Annotated in this window: 17 protein-coding genes, 1 pseudogene and 1 riboswitch; of the genes and pseudogenes, 3 read left to right on the forward strand and 15 right to left on the reverse strand. The window is 73.2% G+C overall.

The features are described from left to right. Nucleotides 1–98 precede the first annotated feature (98 nt). The 6 genes and pseudogenes from ABZY57_RS08275 to ABZY57_RS08300 form a co-directional block, all read right to left on the reverse strand. Nucleotides 99–845 (reverse strand): annotated as a pseudogene (locus ABZY57_RS08275) (endonuclease/exonuclease/phosphatase family protein); the annotation flags it as partial. A gap of 79 nt (nucleotides 846–924) precedes the next feature. Continuing rightward, on the reverse strand, nucleotides 925–1,866 hold the full coding sequence (locus ABZY57_RS08280) for an ROK family glucokinase (protein ID WP_356509401.1): 942 nt from the start codon (nucleotides 1,864–1,866) through the stop codon (nucleotides 925–927). Between the two features lie 61 nt (nucleotides 1,867–1,927). After that, entirely contained in the window at nucleotides 1,928–2,437 is a 510-nt protein-coding gene (locus ABZY57_RS08285; RefSeq protein WP_356509403.1) for a DUF5304 domain-containing protein, read from the reverse strand. A gap of 119 nt (nucleotides 2,438–2,556) precedes the next feature. Next, nucleotides 2,557–3,705 carry an ArsA-related P-loop ATPase gene (locus tag ABZY57_RS08290; protein WP_356509405.1) on the reverse strand — a complete coding sequence of 383 codons (1,149 nt, stop codon included), beginning with the start codon at nucleotides 3,703–3,705 and terminating at the stop codon, nucleotides 2,557–2,559. Between the two features lie 244 nt (nucleotides 3,706–3,949). Then, nucleotides 3,950–4,402 (reverse strand): SRPBCC family protein, encoded by a 453-nt coding sequence (locus tag ABZY57_RS08295; RefSeq protein ID WP_356509407.1) that lies wholly within the window; start codon nucleotides 4,400–4,402, stop codon nucleotides 3,950–3,952. A gap of 83 nt (nucleotides 4,403–4,485) precedes the next feature. After that, the gene (locus ABZY57_RS08300) at nucleotides 4,486–5,280 is read right to left on the reverse strand and encodes a metallophosphoesterase (protein ID WP_356509409.1); all 795 of its coding nucleotides are present in this window, start codon (nucleotides 5,278–5,280) and stop codon (nucleotides 4,486–4,488) included. Nucleotides 5,281–5,508: 228 nt separating this feature from the next. Between ABZY57_RS08300 and ABZY57_RS08305 the strand changes: the two genes are divergently transcribed. After that, nucleotides 5,509–7,305, forward strand: coding sequence for an AMP-dependent synthetase/ligase (locus tag ABZY57_RS08305; protein WP_356509411.1), 1,797 nt, complete (start codon nucleotides 5,509–5,511; stop codon nucleotides 7,303–7,305). 53 nt (nucleotides 7,306–7,358) lie between these two features. Here ABZY57_RS08305 and ABZY57_RS08310 read toward each other — a convergent pair whose 3' ends face one another. From ABZY57_RS08310 to ABZY57_RS08340, 7 genes are all read right to left on the reverse strand, one after another. Further along, nucleotides 7,359–8,972, reverse strand: a complete 1,614-nt coding sequence (locus ABZY57_RS08310) for a GMC oxidoreductase (protein WP_356509412.1) — start codon at nucleotides 8,970–8,972, stop codon at nucleotides 7,359–7,361. A gap of 204 nt (nucleotides 8,973–9,176) precedes the next feature. Next, complete coding sequence (locus ABZY57_RS08315; protein WP_356509414.1) at nucleotides 9,177–10,319, reverse strand: glycosyltransferase family 4 protein; 1,143 nt, start codon at nucleotides 10,317–10,319, stop codon at nucleotides 9,177–9,179. A 340-nt stretch (nucleotides 10,320–10,659) separates the two neighbouring features. Further along, nucleotides 10,660–11,829, reverse strand: a complete 1,170-nt coding sequence (locus tag ABZY57_RS08320) for a hypothetical protein (RefSeq protein ID WP_356509416.1) — start codon at nucleotides 11,827–11,829, stop codon at nucleotides 10,660–10,662. A gap of 25 nt (nucleotides 11,830–11,854) precedes the next feature. Further along, a complete protein-coding gene (locus ABZY57_RS08325; RefSeq protein ID WP_356509418.1) occupies nucleotides 11,855–12,907 on the reverse strand; it encodes an NlpC/P60 family protein in 1,053 nt (350 codons plus the stop codon). 249 nt (nucleotides 12,908–13,156) lie between these two features. Further along, nucleotides 13,157–14,188 (reverse strand): NlpC/P60 family protein, encoded by a 1,032-nt coding sequence (locus ABZY57_RS08330; protein WP_356509420.1) that lies wholly within the window; start codon nucleotides 14,186–14,188, stop codon nucleotides 13,157–13,159. Between the two features lie 264 nt (nucleotides 14,189–14,452). After that, nucleotides 14,453–15,817: an NYN domain-containing protein gene (locus ABZY57_RS08335; protein WP_356509501.1), complete on the reverse strand. Its 1,365-nt coding sequence runs from the start codon at nucleotides 15,815–15,817 to the stop codon at nucleotides 14,453–14,455. Nucleotides 15,818–15,856: 39 nt separating this feature from the next. Beyond that, a complete protein-coding gene (locus ABZY57_RS08340; RefSeq protein WP_008738811.1) occupies nucleotides 15,857–16,096 on the reverse strand; it encodes a hypothetical protein in 240 nt (79 codons plus the stop codon). A 139-nt stretch (nucleotides 16,097–16,235) separates the two neighbouring features. On the opposite strand from ABZY57_RS08340, the gene ABZY57_RS08345 reads away from it, so the two are divergent. Both ABZY57_RS08345 and ABZY57_RS08350 read left to right on the forward strand, forming a co-directional pair. Beyond that, a complete protein-coding gene (locus ABZY57_RS08345) occupies nucleotides 16,236–16,970 on the forward strand; it encodes a rhomboid family intramembrane serine protease (protein ID WP_356509423.1) in 735 nt (244 codons plus the stop codon). Then, a complete protein-coding gene (locus ABZY57_RS08350) occupies nucleotides 16,967–17,248 on the forward strand; it encodes an Lrp/AsnC ligand binding domain-containing protein (protein ID WP_356509425.1) in 282 nt (93 codons plus the stop codon). Before ABZY57_RS08345 ends, ABZY57_RS08350 begins: the two co-directional genes overlap by 4 nt. A gap of 93 nt (nucleotides 17,249–17,341) precedes the next feature. Here ABZY57_RS08350 and ABZY57_RS08355 read toward each other — a convergent pair whose 3' ends face one another. After that, on the reverse strand, nucleotides 17,342–18,745 hold the full coding sequence (locus tag ABZY57_RS08355) for an aminotransferase class V-fold PLP-dependent enzyme (protein WP_356509427.1): 1,404 nt from the start codon (nucleotides 18,743–18,745) through the stop codon (nucleotides 17,342–17,344). Nucleotides 18,746–18,982: 237 nt separating this feature from the next. After that, nucleotides 18,983–19,099: riboswitch (SAM riboswitch) on the reverse strand. Nucleotides 19,100–19,246: 147 nt separating this feature from the next. Continuing rightward, the gene (trpD, locus tag ABZY57_RS08360; RefSeq protein WP_356509429.1) at nucleotides 19,247–20,311 is read right to left on the reverse strand and encodes an anthranilate phosphoribosyltransferase; all 1,065 of its coding nucleotides are present in this window, start codon (nucleotides 20,309–20,311) and stop codon (nucleotides 19,247–19,249) included. Between the last annotated feature and the right edge of the window lie 103 nt (nucleotides 20,312–20,414).

The raw sequence follows: 20,414 nt of genomic DNA on the forward strand, positions 1-20,414 counted from the left end.
GGCGGGGCTGGACGGATCCAGCCCCGCCGGCGTTTGAGGCGGTCCTTCAGCCCGGCCGGCGTTCGAGGACCGGGGTCCGGGGCGGAGCCCCGGGGAACGGAGGGAAGCCGGAGGGTGGCCAGGACCGGGAGGTGGTCCGTCGCGCGGGAGAGGTCCGCGGAGGTGACTCCGGGCAGCCCGGCGGGGACACCGCAGGCGAGGACCTCCACCCCCTCACTGGCGAAGACGGCATCGATGCGCCGCGGCGGCGAAGACCGGACCCACGTGTGCTCCCCACCCCACGGCGCCACCACCCGGCAGTCCTGCAGCGCCCCCGCCAGCCGGCGGAAGGCCGCCCCCGACGGCCCCTCGTTGATGTCCCCCGCCGCGATCGCGTACGGCACGTCCATCCCGGCGAGCCGGTCCAGCAGCAGCTCCGACTGGGCCAGCCGTTCGGGCCCGTCCAGCGACAGGTGTGCGCTCAGCACCCCGACCCGGACCCCGCCCAGCCGCACGACCGCCGTGGCGAAGCCCCGCCGGTGGCGGCCCGGCGTCAGCGGCAGCAGCACGTCCTCGGTCCGCTCCACGAAGGCCCGTAGGGAACACAGGAGCAGCGGTCCCGCAGCGGTCGCACCGCCCGACAGCACCACCAGCTCGCACTTCGCGGCCAGCCGCGCCGCGTGCTTGCGCCACCGGAAGAACCGCGGCGCCTCCTGGACGCACACCAGGTCCGGCGCGCACGCACGGATCACCCGGGCCAGCGCGTCCTCGTCGTCGCGCAGTGAGCGGACGTTGTAGGAGAGCACCCGGATCACGGCGGAACCATCGGCTTCGGTACGGGAGTTCGGCAGCTCTGCGAGTTCCATACCCGGCAACATAACGAGACTGCCCGCCGCACCCCAGGGGGCGCGGCGGGCAGTCCGCCGATACGGGGTGGCGCAGGGCTCAGCCCTGGCGCGCCAGGTCCGCCGCGCCGACCAGACCGGCCCTGCCGCCCAGCTGCGCCGCGAGCACCTGCGCGTGCGGACGCCACGCGCCGCCGATCAGCCAGCGCTTGAAGGACTTGCGGATCGGGTCGAGGACCAGGTCGCCCTCGTCGGAGACGCCGCCGCCGACGATGAAGGCCGACGGGTCGAAGAGCGAGGCCAGGTCGGCGAGGCCGGCGCCCGCCCAGCGGGCCAGTTCGCGGAAGGAGTCGATGGCCACGAGGTCGCCGGCCCGGGCCGCCTCGCTGATGTGCTTGCCCTCGATGCCCTCGGGGGTGCCGTCGCCGAGGGCGAGGAGGGCCTTCGCGTTCTCGGGGGTGGCGTTGGCGCGCTGCTTCGCGTACCGGACGAGCGCGCGCCCGGAGGCGTACTGCTCCCAGCAGCCCTGGCTGCCGCAGCCGCACAGCAGGCCGTCCGGGACCACCCGGATGTGGCCGAACTCGGCGGCCACCCCGAAGCGTCCGCGCCGGAGCTTGTTGCCGATGATGATGCCGCCGCCCAGGCCCGTGCCGAGCGTGATGCAGATGACGTCCTCGTGGCCCTGGCCGGCGCCGAAGCGGTACTCGCCCCAGGCAGCGCAGTTGGCGTCGTTCTCGACGACCACGGGCAGGCCGATGCGCTGCTCGACCTTGTCCTTCAGTGGCTCGTGCCGCCAGTTGATGTTCGGCGCGAAGAGTACGGTCGCGCGCTTGTCGTCGACGTATCCGGCGGCGCCGATGCCGACCGCGTCGATGGTGTGACTGGCGCTGACCTCGGAGACGGCGGCGCAGATCGCGTCCGTCACTCCGTCCGGGGTCGGCGGGGTCGGCACCTTGTACGTCTCCAGGATGGTGCCGTCTTCGTCGACCACGCCGGCCGCGATCTTCGTGCCGCCGATGTCGACGCCGATGGTGAGTCCCATTAGTCCCTCGGTTTCCGGTCAAACCCCGCCGCTGTCAACCGTACCCGAGGGAGCGGGGGGTTCAGTCGAGATCGATCCGCTCGGTCGGGCCGTCGTCTCCCCCGTCACGGGGGTCCTTGGCGTTCCCGGACGCGTTTTCGGCGGTCCCGCTCCCCCCGCCGGGGGCCGGCTCGTCGCGCGTCCAGCGGCGCTCGTGGCCCTCGACCGCGGATCGGTAGGCGGCGAGCAGCTCGGAGCCGGCCGCGGCGAGGTGGTCGAAGACCTCGGGATTGCGCTCGACGACGGGTTTGGCGGCGGTCTTCGCCTGGTTGACGAACTGCCGTACGGCGCCCTGCGCGGCGACGCCGAACAGCGGGTTGTTCAGCGCGGCGACCTTGTCGGACACCTTCTCGGCGACGGTCTCGAAGAGCTTGAACAGCTCCTCGGCGGCGGTCCCGGTGCCGGCGCCCGCGGAGGCGCCCTGCTCGGACCTGCGGCGCTCCCGCTCGGCGGCGAGGTCCTCGGCGCAGGCCTCGGCCCAGGCGTCGTCCCCGGCGGAGGCATCGGTGGGGCGGTCGGTGGCCTCGCTCATGGCGGACTCTCCTGCTGCGGCGGCGGCTGGGCGTGCGGTACGGACTCCTACTCCCTCCGACGTTACCCGAACGGCGGTACGCCCCCCAGGCCCCCGGGGCCCGGGCCCGGCGTCGCCGGCTACGCCTTCGCGCCGCCGCGGGGCCATAGGTCCGGGTCCGGGGTGAAGCGGATGCGGAGCTCGCCGTCGGCGAGGGCGGCCCCGGAGACCGTGCAGCGGCGCAGGGCGGCGGGCAGGGGGACGATCCTGCGGTACGGGCCCACCGTGAGCAGCAGCTCGTCTCCGCGCCGGACCAGGCCGAGCTCGCGCTTCTCGGCGCCGGGCAGCGGGACCCGCCACAGCAGCACCCCGTCCTCGGCGATCCGGTCCTCGACGGCCCAGGCGGGGCGGGGCGCCATCGCCGGGGCGGGGGCCGGGGCCAGCTCCGCCAGGTCCTCCGGGCCGTACGGGTCGCGGCCCAGGTGGGGCACGGGGAGCACCGGGACGCTCCCGTCCCCGGCCCACTGGGTGGCGTACTTCTCCTGCTGGGCGGCGAGGCCCGCGAGCCACGGGTCGGTGGATCCGGCGGGCAGCATCCGGTTGGCGACGAGCGCCGAGACGGGCAGCCGGTACAGGGCGAGCCCGAGCCTGCCCAGGCGCAGCGCGGCGTCGGCGGCGGGTCCCGGTTCGGCGACGAGCCGTACGGAGGTGGTGGGGGCCTCCAGGACGTCCTGGACGGCCGCCAGGTCCTCGTCCCAGCGGGCGGCGGACTCGTACAGCCACTGCGCGGGCATCGGGACGCCGGCGAGCTGGGCCAGTACGGGTCGCAGGGCGCGGGCCGCCTGGCGCTCCGCGGGGAGCAGCCGGGCGAGGTAGCGGCGGAGCTGGGCGGGGAGGGCGAGGGTGGTGACGGCCTGGTGCAGCGGCGGCAGGTCGACCACCACCAGGTCGGTGCCGGGCTCGTCCGCGGCCCGGCGCAGGGCGCGGAGCAGGGCGAACTGCTCGGCGCCGGGCAGTTCGGTGATCTCGTCGGCGTGCAGGGGGCGGGCGCCGAGCATTCCGAGGACCGCGGAGCCGCGCTCCTGGAGCTCGACGAACTCGCGCCGGAACTCCTCACCGGAGTCGACGCGGGCCACCCTGAGCGTGCCTTCCGGGGGGACGGGCGGCTCGGCGGGGCCGGCGCAGAGCAGGAGCACCCGGTGGCCTTGCCGTGCGGCGGCGAGCGCGGTGGCCGCGGCGACGGTGCTGCGGCCGGCGCCGCCGGGGCCGGTGACGAGAAGGGTGTGCATGCTGCTCCTAGCTCCGCGTGTGCCTGGCCCGGGTCTCCGGCGGGGCCGAAGGGTGGCCGCTGCCAGCCTGCCACGCCCCCGAAGCCGGCCTGCCACGCCCCCGAAGCCGGCCTGCGCCCGGCGAACGGCCCGGGCGCAGCCCGGGGAACGGGTGGCGACAGCACCGACCGGCCGCCGGAGAGAATCCGGCGCAGCGGCGCGAAGCCGGTAAGGCCCGCCAGGGCCGCACCGTGCGAGCGGTGCGTCAGGAAGCTTCGGGGTGGCTCTCCACCCGCTTCTTCAGGCCCGCGAGCGCCCGGTCGATGATGACCTTCTCCGCCTTGCGCTTGATCATGCCGAGCATCGGGATCTTGACGTCCACCGTCAGCGAATACGTCACCTCGGTGCGCGCACCGCCCGCGACCGGCGCCAGCTGGTAGGACCCGTCGAGCTGCCTCAGCATCTGGGACTTGTCCAGCGTCCAGCTGACGATGTTCTCGGCGGGCCAGGTGTAGGCCAGCGTGTGGTCGTCCTTGATCGCGCCCGCGTCCAGCAGCAGGCGGACGAGGGAGGCCCGGCCGGCGTCGTCCTTGGCCAGTACCTCGGCCTCCTTCACCTCGCCGGTCCACTCCGGGTAGCGGGCGAAGTCGGCGATCACGGCCATGACGTCGGCCGGGGACGCCTCGATCGTGATGCTCGAGCTGGTGTGTTCCGCCATCGCGGTCGCTCCTCCGGGGGGAGTTCGAGGAAGTGTGCGGACGGCCCTGGGCCGCCGCGTGAAGGCTATCGCGCGTCAAGACCTCACCACTCCAGGGCCCACGGCCTTCCCGTGGCGGCGAAGTGCCCGACGTTCACGCACTCGGTGGCGCCGATCCGCATCCGCCGGGCGAGCGGCTGGTGGACGTGGCCGAAGAGCGCGTACCGGGGGCGCACCCGCCGGATCGCGGCGAGCAGCGCCCCGCTCCCCCGCTCGAAGCGCCGCGCCACGGTGTCGTAGCAGAGCTCCGGCACCTCCGGCGGGATGTGCGAGCACAGCACGTCGACCTCGCCCAGCGCCTCCACCTTGGCCGCGTACTCCTCCTCGGGCACCTCGTAGGGCGTGCGCATCGGCGAGGGGAGTCCGCCCCCGACGAAACCGAAGACCCGGCCCCCGATCTCGACCCGTTGCCCGTCGAGCACGGTGAGGCCGGGGCCGGCGTACTCGGGCCAGAGCCCGGGGATGTCCACGTTTCCGTAGGTGGCGTACGTGGGCCGCGGGAAGGCGGCGAACATCTCGGCGTACTGGCGCCGGACCGCGCCCTCGACGAGCCGTTCCCGGTCCAGCCCGGTCCACAGTCCGCGGGCGAACTCACGGGCCTCCGCGAAACGGCGGGCGGTGCGCAGTTCGACGATGTGGTCGGCGTTCTCGACGCCGAAGAGGTCGGGGAAGATGCCGCGCGAGTGGTCGGCGTAGTCGAGGAAGAGGACGAGGTCGCCGAGGCAGATCAGCGCGTCGGCGCCCTCCCCGGCCCGCGCCAGGGCCTCGGTGTTGCCGTGGACGTCGCTGACGACATGGACCCGTGTCCGATTCTGCGTGCCACCCGTAGATCCACCCATGCGGCCACCCTAGGGGCGCTTGGCCACCGCGGGTAGGGAATCGAGCCAGGCGGCCGGACCTGCGGTTACTTCCGAGTCGCAAACGGGGTCGACTACTGTCGACAGGACACGGCCGCCGCATGTGACGCAGAAAACATCTGGCCGGTTCCCTCTATCCGGAACCCACTACCGGTGGGTAACGTCCGGTCGGTCCACATGGTGGCGATGGCGCCCAGAGGAGCAGCAGTCTTGCGCGAGTTCAGCCTTCCGGCCCTGTACGAGGTCCCGTCGGACGGGAACCTGACGGATCTCATCCGCCGCAACGCCGCTCAGCATCCCGACACCGCCGTCATGGCGCGCAAGGTCGGCGGCGCGTGGCAGGACGTCACCGCGACGCAGTTCCTCGCCGAGGTCCGCACCGCGGCGAAAGGCCTGATCGCGGCCGGGATCCGGCCCGGCGACCGGGTCGCCCTGATTTCCCGCACCCGCTACGAGTGGGTGCTGATCGACTTCGCGATCTGGAGCGCGGGCGGCGTCACCGTCCCCGTGTACGAGACCAGCTCCCCCGAGCAGATCCAGTGGATCCTCGGCGACTCCGGCGCCGTCGCCGTCGTCGTGGAGTCCCCCGCGCACGCCGCGGCCGTGGCCGCCCTGCGCGACCGGCTGCCCGAGCTGCGCGAGGTCTGGGAGATCGAGCAGGGCGCCCTGGAGACGCTGAAGGCGGCCGGCGCCGAGGTCTCCGACGCCGAGGTCGACGAGCGCAGCGCGCTCGCGGGAGCGGACGACCCGGCCACCATCGTCTACACCTCGGGCACCACCGGCCGCCCCAAGGGCTGCGTGCTGACCCACCGCAGCTTCTTCGCCGAGTGCGGGAACATCGTGGCCCGGCTGCGTCCGCTCTTCCGGACCGGCGAGTGCTCCGTGCTGCTCTTCCTGCCGGCCGCGCACGTGTTCGGCCGCCTGGTGGAGGTGGCGGCGGTGCTGGCGCCGATCCGGCTGGGCTGCGTACCGGACATCAAGAACCTCACCGACGAGCTGCAGTCCTTCCGGCCCACGCTGATCCTCGGCGTGCCGCGCGTCTTCGAGAAGGTCTACAACTCGGCCCGCGCCAAGGCCCAGGCCGACGGCAAGGGCAAGATCTTCGACGCGGCGGCCGAGACGGCGATCGCGTACAGCCGTGCGCTGGACCTGCCGGGCGGTCCGTCCCTGGGGCTCAGGCTGAAGCACAAGCTCTTCTCGAAGCTGGTCTACAGCAAGCTGCACACGGTCCTCGGCGGGCGCGGCGAGTACGCGATCTCCGGCGGGGCTCCGCTGGGCGAGCGGCTCGGCCACTTCTTCCGCGGCATCGGCTTCACGGTGCTGGAGGGCTACGGCCTGACCGAGTCCTGTGCGGCCACGGCCTTCAACCCGTGGGACAAGACGAAGATCGGTACGGTCGGCCAGCCGCTCCCGGGCTCCGTGGTGCGCATCGCCGACGACGGCGAGGTGCTGCTGCACGGCGAGCACATCTTCAAGGAGTACTGGAACAACCCGACGGCCACCGCCGACGCGCTGACCGACGGCTGGTTCCACACCGGCGACGTCGGCACCCTCGACGAGGACGGCTATCTGGCGATCACCGGGCGCAAGAAGGAGCTCATCGTCACGGCGGGCGGCAAGAACGTGGCGCCCGCGGTGATCGAGGACCGGATCCGGGCGCACGCGCTGGTCGCGGAGTGCATGGTGGTCGGCGACGCACGGCCGTTCGTGGCCGCGCTGGTCACGATCGACGAGGAGTTCCTGGGCCGGTGGGCCGCGGAGCACGGCAAGCCGGCCGGTTCGACGGCGGCCCAGCTGCGTGAGGACGCGGATCTCGTCGCCGCCGTCCAGAAGGCCGTGGACGACGGCAACGCGGCGGTTTCCAAGGCGGAATCGGTGCGGAAATTCCGCATTCTTCCCTCCCAGTTCACGGAGGAGTCCGGGCACATCACGCCTTCGCTGAAGCTGAAGCGGAATGTGGTGGCGAAGGACTTCGCGGACGAGATCGAAGCCCTCTACCGGGGCTAGGCCGCCTCTGAGCAGGCTCCCCGGGTCAGCGGCCCGCGGCCGGAGGCCGCTGATCAGCGGGGGTCGGCCAGGACCCTCGCCATGTTCCGCTCCGCCAGCGCGGTGACGGTCACGAAGGGGTTCACGCCGAGCGATCCGGGGATCAGCGAGCTGTCGGTGACGTAGAGGCCCTGATAGCCCTTGACGCGGCCGAAGTCGTCGGTCGCGTCCCCGAGGACGCAGCCGCCCAGCGGGTGGTAGGTGAAGTTGTCGGCGAAGTTCCTGTTGTCGCCGAAGAGGTCGTAGCGGTAGATCGTGAAGTTGGCCCGGTTGATCCGGTCGAAGAGCCGCTTCGCGGCCTGGACGGACGGGGTGTTCTGGTCCCGGGTCCACTGGAGTTTCGCCGAGTCGCTGACGGCGTCGTAGGTGAAGTGCCCGCGCTCCGGGTTCTTGGTGATGGCCAGGTACATCGAGATCCAGTGCTCGAACCCCATCGGGAGCGGGGCGATCTCGGCGAAGACCGGGTTCGAGGCGTTGTCCCAGTCGTCGATGCCGAGGGCGGGCATGGTGGCCTGGTTGGCGCCGACCGTGTCCCACAGGTGATTGGCGCGGGCGGTCATGACGTTGCCGTTGTGGCCCCAGCCGAGGCCCACCTTGTCGTTGAGGGCGGGCAGGGTGCCGGTCTCGCGGGCGCGCAGCAGGATCTCGGTGGTGCCGAGGCTGCCGGCGCCGAGGAAGAGCTGTCCGCAGCCCAGTTCGCGGACCTGCGTGACGCGGCCGGTGAGGTCGCTCGTCTGCACGGTCAGGACGTATCCGCCGGCCGGGTCCTGCCGTACGCCGACCACGCGCTGCATGGTCTCGATGGTGACGTTCCCCGTGCCCAGGGCGGCGGCGAGGTAGGTCTTGTCCACGCTCTTCTTGCCGTGGTTGTTGCCGTAGATGACCTCGCCCGCGAGGGCGGACCTGGTGGCGGTCCCGGCGGCCTCGCGCTTCATGTACTCGAAGTCGTAGACGTTGGGGACGAAGGTGGTCCGCAGGCCGGTCTTCTGGGCGTGCTTGCGGGAGATCCGGGCGAAGCGGTACCACTCCGTGGACTCGAACCAGGCCGGGTCGATGTCGTTGACCCCGAGCATGGCGCGGGCCCGGGGGTAGTAGGTGCCGTACATCTCGTCGGCGTCGACCCGGGGCATGACCTCGGTGAAGTACGAGCGCTTCGGCGTGGGCGCCATGCCGCCGTTGACGAGGGAGCCGCCGCCGACGCCGCGGCCGACGTACACCGACATGTCCCCGTAGTTCACCCGGTCCAGGACGCCCGGGTACGGGCTGATGTTGCGGTTGACCACGTCCAGCCAGAGGAACTGGGCGAGCGGTGCCTCGGTGCGGTTGCGGAACCACATCGAGCGCTGGTCGGGGGCGGAGGTGGCGGGGAAGATCTTCCCGTCGGCGCCCGGGGTGTCCCAGAGCCGGCCCATCTCCAGGACGACGGTCCGCACGCCGGCCTGCCCGAGGCGGAGCGCGGCGACGGCGGATCCGTAGCCGGAGCCGACGACGATGGCCGGGGCGTACGTCGCGGCCGCGGGCTCGGCGGCGGCCGCGGACTGCAGGCCGATCCGGGTGAAGCCGAGGGCCGCCGCGGTCTGGAGGGCGCCGAGACCGAGCACGTGACGGCGTGTCAGTTTTGGTGTCATGGCCGCATCATGAGCGGATTCCGCCCAACCGGCCATAACCCGCGCTGACACGCTTCTGAGTAACAGTCAGACATGGCTCGACCGTAGGCGGGGCCCGCCGTGGCCCGTGCGGTTTGATCGACTCTGCCCGCGATCGGGCCCTGGGGGGCGATAATCCCCCCTCCGTACGGAAAGGGGATCCCCGCCGCGCTCTGCGCGGGCGTGCTAGAGCAGCTCGCGCAGGCGCTCCGCCAGCAGGTCCCAGCGCCACTTCTCCTCGACCCAGGCACGGCCGCGCTCACCCATGCGTGCGCGCAGGGCCGGGTCCCGGAGCAGGGTCACGACGCGGTCCGCGGTCTCGGCCGGGGCTCCGCCGGGGACCACCCAGCCCGTCTCTCCGTCCAGTACGGCGTCCGGGGCGCCGCCCGAGTCGCCCGCGATCACGGGCAGGCCCGTGGCGGAGGCCTCCAGGTAGACGATGCCGAGGCCCTCCACGTCGAGTCCGCCGCGCCGGGTCCGGCAGGGCATCGCGAAGACGTCCCCGGCCCCGTAGTGGGCGGGCAGTTCGGCCCACGGGACCGCGCCCGTGAACACGACGGACTCCGCGACCCCGGTCGACGCGGCCAGAGCCCGCAGGTCGGCCTCGTAGGGGCCGCCGCCCACGATCAGCAGGACGGCGTCCGGCAGCGCCGCCAGGATCCTCGGCATCGCCTCGATCAGCGTGTCCTGGCCCTTGCGGGGGACGAGCCGCGAGACGCAGACGACCACCGGGCGGTCCGTCAGGCCCAGCCTCGCCCGGACCTCCGCGCCGCCCGACTCCGGGTGGAAGGTCTTCTCGTCCACCCCCGGCGGGAGCTGCGTCATCCGCGCCGCCGCCCGGTCGGTCAGGGCCGGGGCGATCCGCGAACGGGTGTACTCCCCCAGGTAGGTCAGCGTGTCCGTACCCTCGCCGATGCGCCGCAGCAGTTGGCGCGCGACCGGGAGCTGTGCCCAGCCCGCCTCGTGCCCGTGCGTGGTCGCCACGATCCGGCGCGCGCCGGCCCGGCGCAGCGCGGGTCCCATCAGGCCCAGCGGGGCCGCCGCGCCGAACCACACCGACGAGCAGCCGTGTTCGCGCAGCAGGCCCACGGCCCGGCGCGTGACCCTGGGGGTCGGCAGCAGCATCGTCGTACGGTCGCGGACCACCTGGAAGGGCTGCTCCGCGTCGAAGGCGGCGGTGGCGGCGCGGGCCTCGGCCGAGTGCTTCCAGGTGGAGGCGTAGACCACGACCCGGTCGGGGTCCAGGCGTAGCGCCATGTTGTGGAGGAAGGCCTGGATGCCCCCCGGCCGGGGCGGGAAGTCGTTGGTCACGATCAGCGTCTTGTCCATCGCCTGCCGACCCTACCGGAGGCCCACGGCGGGCCCCGCGGAGCCGGTGCTGCGCCCGGGGCTCCTGGGTCTCCGCCCCAGACCCGTGCCTGAAACGCCGGCGGGGCCGGATTCGGCCGACGCCGGGCCGCACCTGAACGGAGCGGGCCGGAAATTCCCGCCCGCCGGCCGGAATCCAGCCTCTCCGCCGCTTGGGCGCGGGGGTCCGGGGCGCGGGGGCCGGCCCCCGGGAGCGGGCCCGCGCGGGCCACGATCCCGCCCCTCCGGCGTGTGAGGCGCGGGGGTCCGGGGCCCGGCCCCCGGCAGCGGCGCCGCACGGTCGGACGCCGGGTCCGCCGGGCTAGCGGAACTCCTGGGTCAGCTCCTGCTGCCAGGCCCGGGTCAGCGCGTCCTGGTCCGTCCCCAGGGTGTCCGCCAGCGCCGTCGGGAGGGACTCCCGGCCGGACTTCTCGTACAGGGAGACCAGCGCCGCGTCCCCCCACCGGCGGGCGATGAGCCGGCAGGCCGTCCAGGAGCCCTCGTAGGCCCGCGCCAGCGCGTCCGCGTCCCCGCCGAAGGCGAAGGCCGCGGACTCCGGGAGGGTGGCCGGCAGGTCGCCCCGGCGCACCGCGCGGGCGAGGGACGGCGCGGCTTCGGCCGGGGTGCGGCCGCTGTCGCGGTACGCGGCCCAGTCCGCGAAGCCCTCGGAGAGCCAGAGCGGGGTCCGGTCGGTGGTCGCCGCCCGGGTGGCCACGTGGGTGGTCTCGTGGGTCAGGATCACCTGGCGGCCCTCCGCCGTGAGCTGCCCGTACCCCTCCGGGTTCACCACGACCCGGTCGGCGGGGGCGGGGCCCGCCCCGGTCCGCCCGGTCGTGACGGCGCCGAGGCCCCGGTACTCGGCCGCGGGCCGCCCCAGCAGCGCAGCCATCGCGTCCAGCGAGCCGGGGACCAGCACGACGACCCGGCCCGCCCACGGCCGCGCCCAGGCCGCGCTCGCCGCGGGCACCGCCTTGTCCGCCTCCGCGGCGATCTCGGCGAGGGAGCCGGAGCTCCGGCCGGCCCCTCCGAGCACCAGGGCGCGCGTCCCGCGCTCCACGGACACCGGGCCCTGGTCCCACAGTTGTGGCAGGGCTCCCGGGGCGGGGCGGTCGGCGGTCACCGCCCAGGAGCCGCCGTCCCGGGTGAGCTCCACCTCGCGGGCGGAGCCGGCCGGGGCGGCGTCGTAGCCGGTGAGCCGGTAGCGCAGCTCGGCGCGCACGAGGGCCCGTACGCCGTCCACCCGGACCGCGGACACCTCGTACGACCATCCCTCCAGCGGGATCGCCGCGAGGGCCGCGGGCGGGGCCGCCGACCAGACGGCGACGGCCCGCCTGACGTCCCGGTCGGCGGGGTCCGCCGCAGGGACCCCGGCTCCGGAGCCGGCCCCGGAGCCGCATCCGGCGAGCGGCGCCCAGAGCAGCAGCAGGCAGAGCAGCACCAGCGGCAGTGCGCGCGGGCGCCGGCGAGCGGTACTGCCCAGGACCGGGAACATCACCCGATCGTACGCAGCGCGGCCCTCAGGGCCGGGTGACCGAGGACACCGGCATCATCCCGACCGGGTCGTACCGCACGCGCGCCCCCGGGTACGGGGCGTGCACCACCTGGCCGTTGCCGACGTACATGCCGACGTGGCTGGCGTCCGAGCGGTACGTCACCAGGTCACCCGGGCGCGCCTCCGACAGCGACACCCGCCGCCCGGCGTGCCGCTGCGCCTGCGAGGTGCGCGGCAGGGCGACGCCCGCCTGCCGGTACGACCAGACCATCAGCCCGGAGCAGTCGAAGCCGGAGGGGCCGGTGGAACCCCATACGTAGGGCCGTCCGACGGCGGACCGGGCCGCCATCACGGCGGCCGCGGCGCGGCCGGAGGAGGGCCCGGAGGCCGCGGCGTCCGGGAGCTCGGGCAGGGCGTCGGGGCGGCCGCCGGAGCGCGAGGCCCGGTCGAAATCGGCGCGCTCCTGCGTGGGCATGGCGTTCAGCAGGCGGCGGGCGGCGGCCAGCTTGGCGGTGACGGCGCGCTTCTCCTTCGCCACGTCGGCGCGCAGGGCGTCGAGTTCGGAGAGCTTGCGGGAGGCCTCCCGGCGTTCCTGGCCGAGCCTGCGCTGCTCGGAGCGCAGTTCGTCGAGCTGGCGGGCCTGGCGGCCGGACAGCCGGTCGAGGGCGGCGGCCTTGGCGAGGTAGTCGTCCGGGTCGTCGGAGAGCATCAGCTCGACGGCGGGGTCGATGCCACCGGCCCGGTACTGGGCTCCGGCGTAGGCGCCGAGCACCCCGCGCATGGTGTTGATGCGGTCCTGACCGCGGGCCACCGCGTCCTGGATCTGGTCGACTTCGGCGCGGAGCCGGCCGGCGCGCTCGCCCGCCTGGTTGAAGCGCTCGGTGGCCTGTTCGGCCTCTTCGAAGAGCCGGTCGACCTGGGCGCGGGTGCCCGCCGAGGGCTCCTGCGGGAGGCCGGGGGCCGCACCGGCGGGTGCGCCCGACATGAGAGCCGCTGCCCCCGCCGCCGCGGCGGTGAGGACGGTGACCTTGGTGTTCCGGTCGAGGGCGCTGGGCCCGGACCGGCGATGGGACGCCACGTGAAACCGCTCCCTCCTGCTGAGCGGGACCCGGGTCCGCCCTCCGTGGACGGCCGTGTGCCGGGGTTCCGCGCTGGCAGACAGTAGCCGCGCGGGAGGGCACCGGCCAACGACCTCCGGAGGGCACGCACAGTGACGCCCCGTCGGAGACGCAGGTCACCGGCGGGGCGTGTGGTCGGAGCGGGGCTGCGGAATTCGCCCGGATGGGCGGTGTGCGGCGCGTCCGGTCGGACCCTGGGCGGGGGGGCGTCAGCCCACGCGCACGCCGAACTGGAAGGGCATGTTGTTGATCGATTCGTACTTGACGCCGCCGCGCGGGTTCGAGGCGTGCAGCACCTGGTTGCCGCCCGCGTACAGGCCGACGTGGTGGAGGTCGCCGTAGAAGAACACCAGGTCGCCCGGCTGGAGCTGGCTCTTGCCGATCCGGGTGCCGTCGTTGATCTGCGTGAAGGTGGTGCGCGATATCGAAACGTTGGCCTGCTTGTACGCCCACTGGGTCAGACCCGAGCAGTCGAACGAGTTGGGGCCCTCGTGCCCGGATATGTACGCGCTGCCGATCTTGGTCTGGGCGGCCGCGAGGGCGGCGCCGGCCCGGCCGGAGGGCTTCACGTTGCCGAGGTTGGGGACGCGCTGGCCCGCGCTGCGGCTGGCGCGGCTGTCCTCGTCCTTGATCGCGGCCCGCTCCTGGGCGGTCAGGGTGTTGAGGAGCGCCTGGGCCTCGGCGAGCTTGTCGGAGGAGGCCTTCTTCTTCTCGCCCAGCTCCTTGCGGGTGGCTTCGAGGTCGGTGAGCTTGCCGGCGGCCTCCTGGCGCTGCTGCGCGAGCGTGCGCTGCTTGGCCTGGATCTTCTGGACCGCTTCGACCTGCTGACCGCTCAGCTGCTCCAGGGTGGAGGCCTTGTCGAGGTAGTTGTCCGGGTCGGCCGAGAGGAAGAGCGCGAGGGACTGGTCGATGCCGCCGCTGCGGTACTGGGCGCTGGCCATCGAACCGAGCGTGCCGCGCAGCGCGTTGAGGTCCTGCTGGCCGCGGGCGACCTGGTCCTGGAGCTGCCCGATCTCGGTCTCGAGCTTGTCCTGGCGCTCCTTGGCCCCGTTGAACTTCTCGGTGGCCTGCTCCGCCTCTTCGTAGAGGGCGTCGACCTTGGCCTTGACCTCGTCCTTGCTCGGCTTGGCGGGGGCGGCGTTGGCGGCCTGCCCCGAGAGGACCACGGCGGCTGCCGCGGTGACGCCGAGCACGGTCGTGCGCATGCGGGTCGGCTGCTTGGGTCGACGGTGGGACGCCACGAAGGCGAGCTCCTTCTTCCTAGAGCCGCCGAAGAACGCAATCCGTCCTACAGACTCGGCGACACCTTCGCTGCCACCCCGAATGAGTGAACTACCGCACGAAGGTTTGACTGACCCTAGTGACCCTTCTGTGATCAGTTCAAATCCTGTCGGCAAAAAACTCGCTGTCCGACCAGGTTCTTTACCTACAGCGCACGCTCTGTGCCGGTGACTTGACGGTACGTTCCCGCGAGGCCCTGCCAATTCCGGCATTGGGCACACCAGTTACGAAACGCGCGAAAGCCGCTTCAGCAACAATGCGGACGCCACCGGCCGCGCCCCGGCCTTGGCGACCCCGTCGGCGACCTCGCGGTCGGTGGAGACCACCACCACCGGACGGCCCGCCGGTTCGGCGCGCACCAGCTGGCGGATCAGCTCGTCCGCCGTCACCCCGGCCTTGGAGAACAGCACCCGCACCCCGCGCGGCGGCGCGAGCAGCACGGGGGCCGCCAGCTCCGCCCCGTCGAAGACACAGGTCATCTCGGCGCCCGTCTGCGCGGCGAGCATCGACAGCCCGCCCAGCAGCCGCAGGCGCTGCTTCTCCAGCGGCATCGTCGGGTAGCCGGTCTTGGTGACGTTGTAGCCGTCCACCACCAGATGGGCCTGGGGCAGCGCCAGCAGCTGGTCCAGCAGCGCCGGGTCGGTCTCCGACAGGGCGCGCGCCGCGATGTCCTTCGGGGTCATCCGGCCGGGTTCCACCGCCTCCACCGTGTCGGCGGGCCGCGTGGAGACCGGCGGCAGCGCGAGCTCCCGGCGCAGTCCCGCGGCCGCGTCCAGCACGGTGTCCAGCAGCAGCCGCAGCCGCATGTCCTCGATGCTGCGCCCCTCGCGGGTGGCCCGGCGCGAGGTCTCCAGCGCCGATTCGACCTCCGCGAGGCGGGACTTGAGCCGCCGGGTCTCGCTCTCCGCGGTGGTCACCTGGGCGGCCGCCTCGGCGCGGATGCCGTCGACCTCCGCGTTGATCTTGCGCAGGGCCGCGTCGCCCCGCTTGACGTCGCTGAGGGCACTGCGCAGCTTGCGCTGAAGCGATTCCGCTTCCTTGCGCGCCGCGTCCAGCTCGGCCCGCACCTGGTCGACGCCCGTGCGCTGCAGTTCCCGTACGTGGGCCAGCTCCTCGCGGAGCCGCTCCATCTCGCGGCGCGTCTCCCCGTCGACCCGCTCGGCGTCGGCGCGCTGCGCCTCCTCGCCCGCGGCGGCGACCAGTTTGACCCAGCCGGCCGGCCGCAGGACGTACGCGGCGGCCGCCACGTCCAGCGGATCGGCGGCGGCGGGCGGCGCGCCCGACTCCAGCGCGGAGGCCAGGTCGGCCTGCGCCTCGCGGAGCTTCTCGGCGACCCGGCCCCGGAAGACGGGGTCGCTCTCCACGGCCGTGGCCATGGCGTTGCCCGCGAACTTGGCGCGCCTCGTCGGGGTGAAACGGGCGTACTGGCGCAACTGCGCCGGCAGGTCCGCGACCGTCAGCCCGCCGAAGGCGTCGGAGACGAGTGCGACGACCCGGCGCCGCACGCCTTCCGGCAGCGGGCGGTCGAGCACCTCCGCGGCGTCGCCGGCCGCGTCGGCCGGCTCAGCGCCGCTTGCTGGCTCCACAATCCGTCACCCCTACCGTCATTCACCTGTGGGCGGGGCTCCTTAGGAGTCCGCGCCCGGCCTGTCGACGAGCTCGATCTGGTCCACCGCGTTGCACCAGCGGCAGCGCACCGACTCGATGGTCTCATTGACCACCTCGCGCTCCTCGACCTTGGGCTCCCCGGCGAGGTCCAGGTGGACGTACTCCACGACCTTCGACGAACGGGTGACGTCGAAACGCGTGAGGTTGCCGCACAGGGTGCAGCGCCACCGGGTGGTGTCGGTCGGCAGGGGAACCGTCATCAGGCCGCTCTCTCCTTCTATCCTTCTATGGTGTACGTGCCGCACGCGGCGCACACGCCCGTGTCGTCACGGGTACCGCGTGCGTACGTAGCTCGTAACCCTACGGCCTGCCGCACCCGCTGGTGGGCTCGGCTGGGTCATGCTCGATCGCATGATCGTAAGGTGGCAGGCCGTACGCGAGGCCGCCCGGGGCCCGGTGGTCACCCACGCGCTGATCGCCGGCTGCTGCGTGGTGTTCGTACTGAGTCCGGCGTCGGGGCTGAACCCGGTCTACGGGACGGGTGATCAGCTCCTGACCACGGGCACGGCGTACTTCCGGCGCTGGGGCGTGGTCCCCGACCAACTGTTCACCGGCTCGGGCCGGGCCCTGCTCACTCCGCTGACGGCCCTGTTCGTGCACGGGAGCTGGCTGCACCTGCTGGGCAACATGCTCTTCCTCTACGTCTTCGGGGCGATGACGGAGCGCCGCATGGGCCGGGCCGGGTTCCTCTGCTTCTACGTCTGTACGGGCTACCTGGCCCTGGCGGCCTACGCGGCGGCCTACGCCTCCTCGGACCAGACCCTGGTCGGAGCCTCCGGGGCGATCTCCGCGGTCCTCGGCGCCTTCCTGTACCTCTTCCCCAAGGCCCGCGTGACGAGCCTGTTCCCGTTCCTCTTCTTCCTGCCCCTGCGGTTCCCGGCGTGGATCGTGCTGATGTTCTGGTTCGGCCTGCAGTGGCTGGCCGCCCACCGCGCGGCGAGCGGCCCCGGAGTCGCCTACCTGGCCCACGTGGTGGGCTTCTCGGTCGGCTTCCTCTACGCGTGGGCCCGCTACCGGGGTGGGACTAGAGTGGGTCGACCAGTGACAGTAGGCGAGGGAGACAGCCAACCGTGATCACCGCACTCGTGCTCATCAAGACCAGCGTGGACCGGATCCCCGAGATCGCCGAGGCCATCGCCGCGCTGGAAAGCGTCAGCGAGGTCTACTCGGTCACCGGTACGTACGACCTCATCGCACTGGTCCGGGTGTCCCGGCACGAGGACCTCGCCGACATCATCCCCGGCCGCATCAGCAAGATCCCGGGCGTCGAGGCGACGGACACGCACGTGGCGTTCCGCACGTACTCCCAGCACGACCTGGAAGCGGCCTTCGCGATCGGTCTCGACGCGTAGGCTCCGGCCGACCGGGAGGCACCCACCCTCCAGCGGGTGTCCGACGGATTCACGGACGGTGGGTACCGGGCCCCGTGGGCATGCCGCAGCCCGTCAGACCGCCGGGACGCAGCGGCCCTCTTCGGTGCGGTACTGCCACTTGGCGCCGTCCGTGACGAGTTCCCCGACCGCGCGGACGAAGCGGTCCACGTGCTCGTCGGGGGTGCCGGCGCCGAAGCTGACGCGGATCGCGTTCAGGGACCGCTCGCCCGGGGCCGCCTCCGGGGCTCCGCACTCGCCCTGGGCCTGGGGCTCGCTGCCGAGCAGGGTGCGGACCAGCGGGTGGGCGCAGAACAGGCCGTCGCGGACGCCGATGCCGTACTCGGCGGAGAGCGCGGCCGCGAAGTGCGAGCTGTTCCAGCCGTCCACCACGAAGGAGATGACGCCGACCCGGGGGGCCTCGTCGCCGAAGAGGGACAGGACGCGGACCGCCGGGACCCCGGCGAGGCCTTCGCGGACCTTGGCGATGAGGTGCCGCTCGCGGGCGACGAGGCTCTCGAAGCCGGCCTCCTTCAGCGCCTTGCAGGCGGAGGCGATGGAGTAGACGCCGATGACGTTCGGCGAGCCGGCCTCGTGGCGGGCCGCGGTGGTGTGCCACTCGACGTCCACGCCGCCGGCATCCTCCCCGCCGACGCGTCGCGTCACCTTGCGCGAGGCACCGCCGCCGGCGAGGTACGGGTCCGCCTCCTGGAGCCAGTCCGCGCGGCCGGCGAGCACGCCCGAGCCGAAGGGTGCGTAGAGCTTGTGGCCGGAGAAGGCGACCCAGTCCACGTCGAGGTCCTGGACCGAGACGGGGTGGTGCGGGGCCAGCTGGGCGGCGTCCAGGACGATGCGGGCGCCGTGGGCGTGCGCGGCGGCGGCGAGTTCCCTGACGGGCCACAGCTCGCCGGTGACGTTGGAGGCTCCGGTGACGCAGACCAGCGCCGGGCCGTAGGGGTCGCGGTCGGCGAGGGCGCGCTCCAGGGTGGCGACGGCCTCGTCCGGGGTGCGGGGGGCGTTGAGGTAGGTGACCTGGGCGTTCGTCCACGGGAGCAGCGAGGCGTGGTGCTCGGTCTCGAAGACGAAGACCTGGCAGTCGGCCGGGAGCACGGCGGCGAGCAGGTTGAGGGAGTCGGTGGTGGACCGGGTGAAGATCACCTGGTCGGAGGGTCGGCAGTCGAGGAACTCGGCGACCGTGACCCGGCTCTGCTCGAACAGGTCGGTGGAGAGCTGCGAGAGGTACCCGGCGCCGCGGTGGACGCTGCCGTAGTACGGGGCGTACGCGGCCACGTCGTCCCAGACCCGCTGCAGTGCGGGGGCGCTGGCCGCGTAGTCGAGGGCGGCGTAGGTGACTTCGCCGCCGGTGACGAGCGGGACGGTGACGTCACGGCCGAGGACCGGCAGCGGTTCGGCACAGGCAGGGCCCTCGGCCCCAGGGGTGACGGCGGCGGCAGCGGCGGCGTTCAGGGTTGCGGACATGGCGGTATCTCCCGGCAGGCAGGTCGCAATGGCTTCGGTGTGCCCGTACGCGGATACGGCGCTGCGGCCGTTCGGGGTACGGGAGTGCCCCGGAGTGCGGATCGGCCGGCGTACGCAGGTGTGCGGGTACGCGGAAGTGACCCTGTTCCGGGGGGTGAAGAAGGGGCGGACTCGCCCTATCGCATTCGCTTGCTCACGGAAAAGCTCCTCGAGAGACCAGGACCCCTGGTGTCGAGGGATCCGCGCTTGCCGTAGACCTCACTGCCTACGACCTGGTCATCACCCGGGGCACCCCGCCACGGAAGGAGGGTTGCCGGACAGCAAGCCGGGGCCTAAACGCTGTCACTCGTGACCTGAGGAGCATCCTGCCACACGATCTTCCGAACGCAAGACCCCGGTCCACATGGCGGACCGGGGTCAGTGCTGGATCTTGGCCGGATCCCGTCAGGACGGCCGAAGGGCGCAGGAGCTACGCATGGCAGCGGCTACGCGGCGCGGCGGCTACGCGTTGCTCGCCGCCACCCAGCGCGCCAGCGCCGCCCGGGCCGCGCCCGAGTCCACCGACTCCGCCGCCCGTACGACACCGCCGGCGAGCTGCTCCTCCAGGGTGCCCGTGCCCGGGTCCAGCGCGACCAGGGCCGCCGCCGCGTTCAGGAGCACCGCGTCGCGCACGGGGCCGGTCTCGCCGGCCAGGAGGCGGCGGGCGACGTCCGCGTTGAACGAGGCGTCCGCGCCGGCCAGGGCGGAGACCTCCACCAGCGGGATGCCGATGTCGCGGGGGTCGAAGCCCTGCTCCCTGACCTCGCCGTCGCGGACCCACCAGACCCGGGAGGTCGCCGTGGTGGTGAGCTCGTCGAGCCCGTCGTCACCGCGGAAGACCAGCGCCGAGGAACCCCGCTCCGCCAGGACGCCCGCGACGATCGGTGCCACGCGCGCGTCGGCCACACCGGTGGCCTGTGCCCGGACCCGCGCCGGGTTGGTCAGCGGGCCGAGGAAGTTGAAGGTGGTCCGGATGCCCAGCTCCCTGCGGGCCGCCGCCACGTGCCGCAGCGCGGGGTGGAACTTGACCGCGAAGCAGAAGGTGATGCCGGCTTCCTCGGCCACCTCCACGACCCGCGCGGGGGTGAGGTCGAGGTTGACGCCCAGCTTCTCCAGGACGTCCGAGGAGCCGCTCGCGGAGGACGCGGCGCGGTTGCCGTGCTTGACGACCTTGGCGCCCGTACCGGCCACGACGACGGCCGACATCGTGGAGATGTTGACCGTCTTGGCCCCGTCGCCACCGGTGCCGACGATGTCCACCGTCCGGCCCGGCACCTCGATCAGGTTGGCGTGTTCGTACATGGCGCGGACCAGGCCGTTGATCTCGGAGACGGTCTCCCCCTTGGCCCGCAGCGCGACGGCGAAGCCGGCGATCTGCGCGTCGGTGGCCTCCCCGCGCATGATCCGGTCCATGGCCCAGGCCGTGTCGTCGGCGCCGAGGTCACGGCCGCTCAGCAGGGCGTCCAGAAGGCCCGGCCAGCCGCGGGCCGCCACGCTGTCGCCGCCTGCCGGGGTCACCAGGTTCATGGTCCGCTCCTGCTGCTCGTGAAGGATTCCACGTGGAATGGGAAGGGCTTCAGCCTATCCAGCCCCGGGGACGGCAAAGAGCCCCGTCCAGACGCTGGACGGG

It is taken from the genome of Streptomyces sp. NPDC006450, from assembly GCF_040612195.1.
GTDB lineage: Bacteria > Actinomycetota > Actinomycetes > Streptomycetales > Streptomycetaceae > Streptomyces.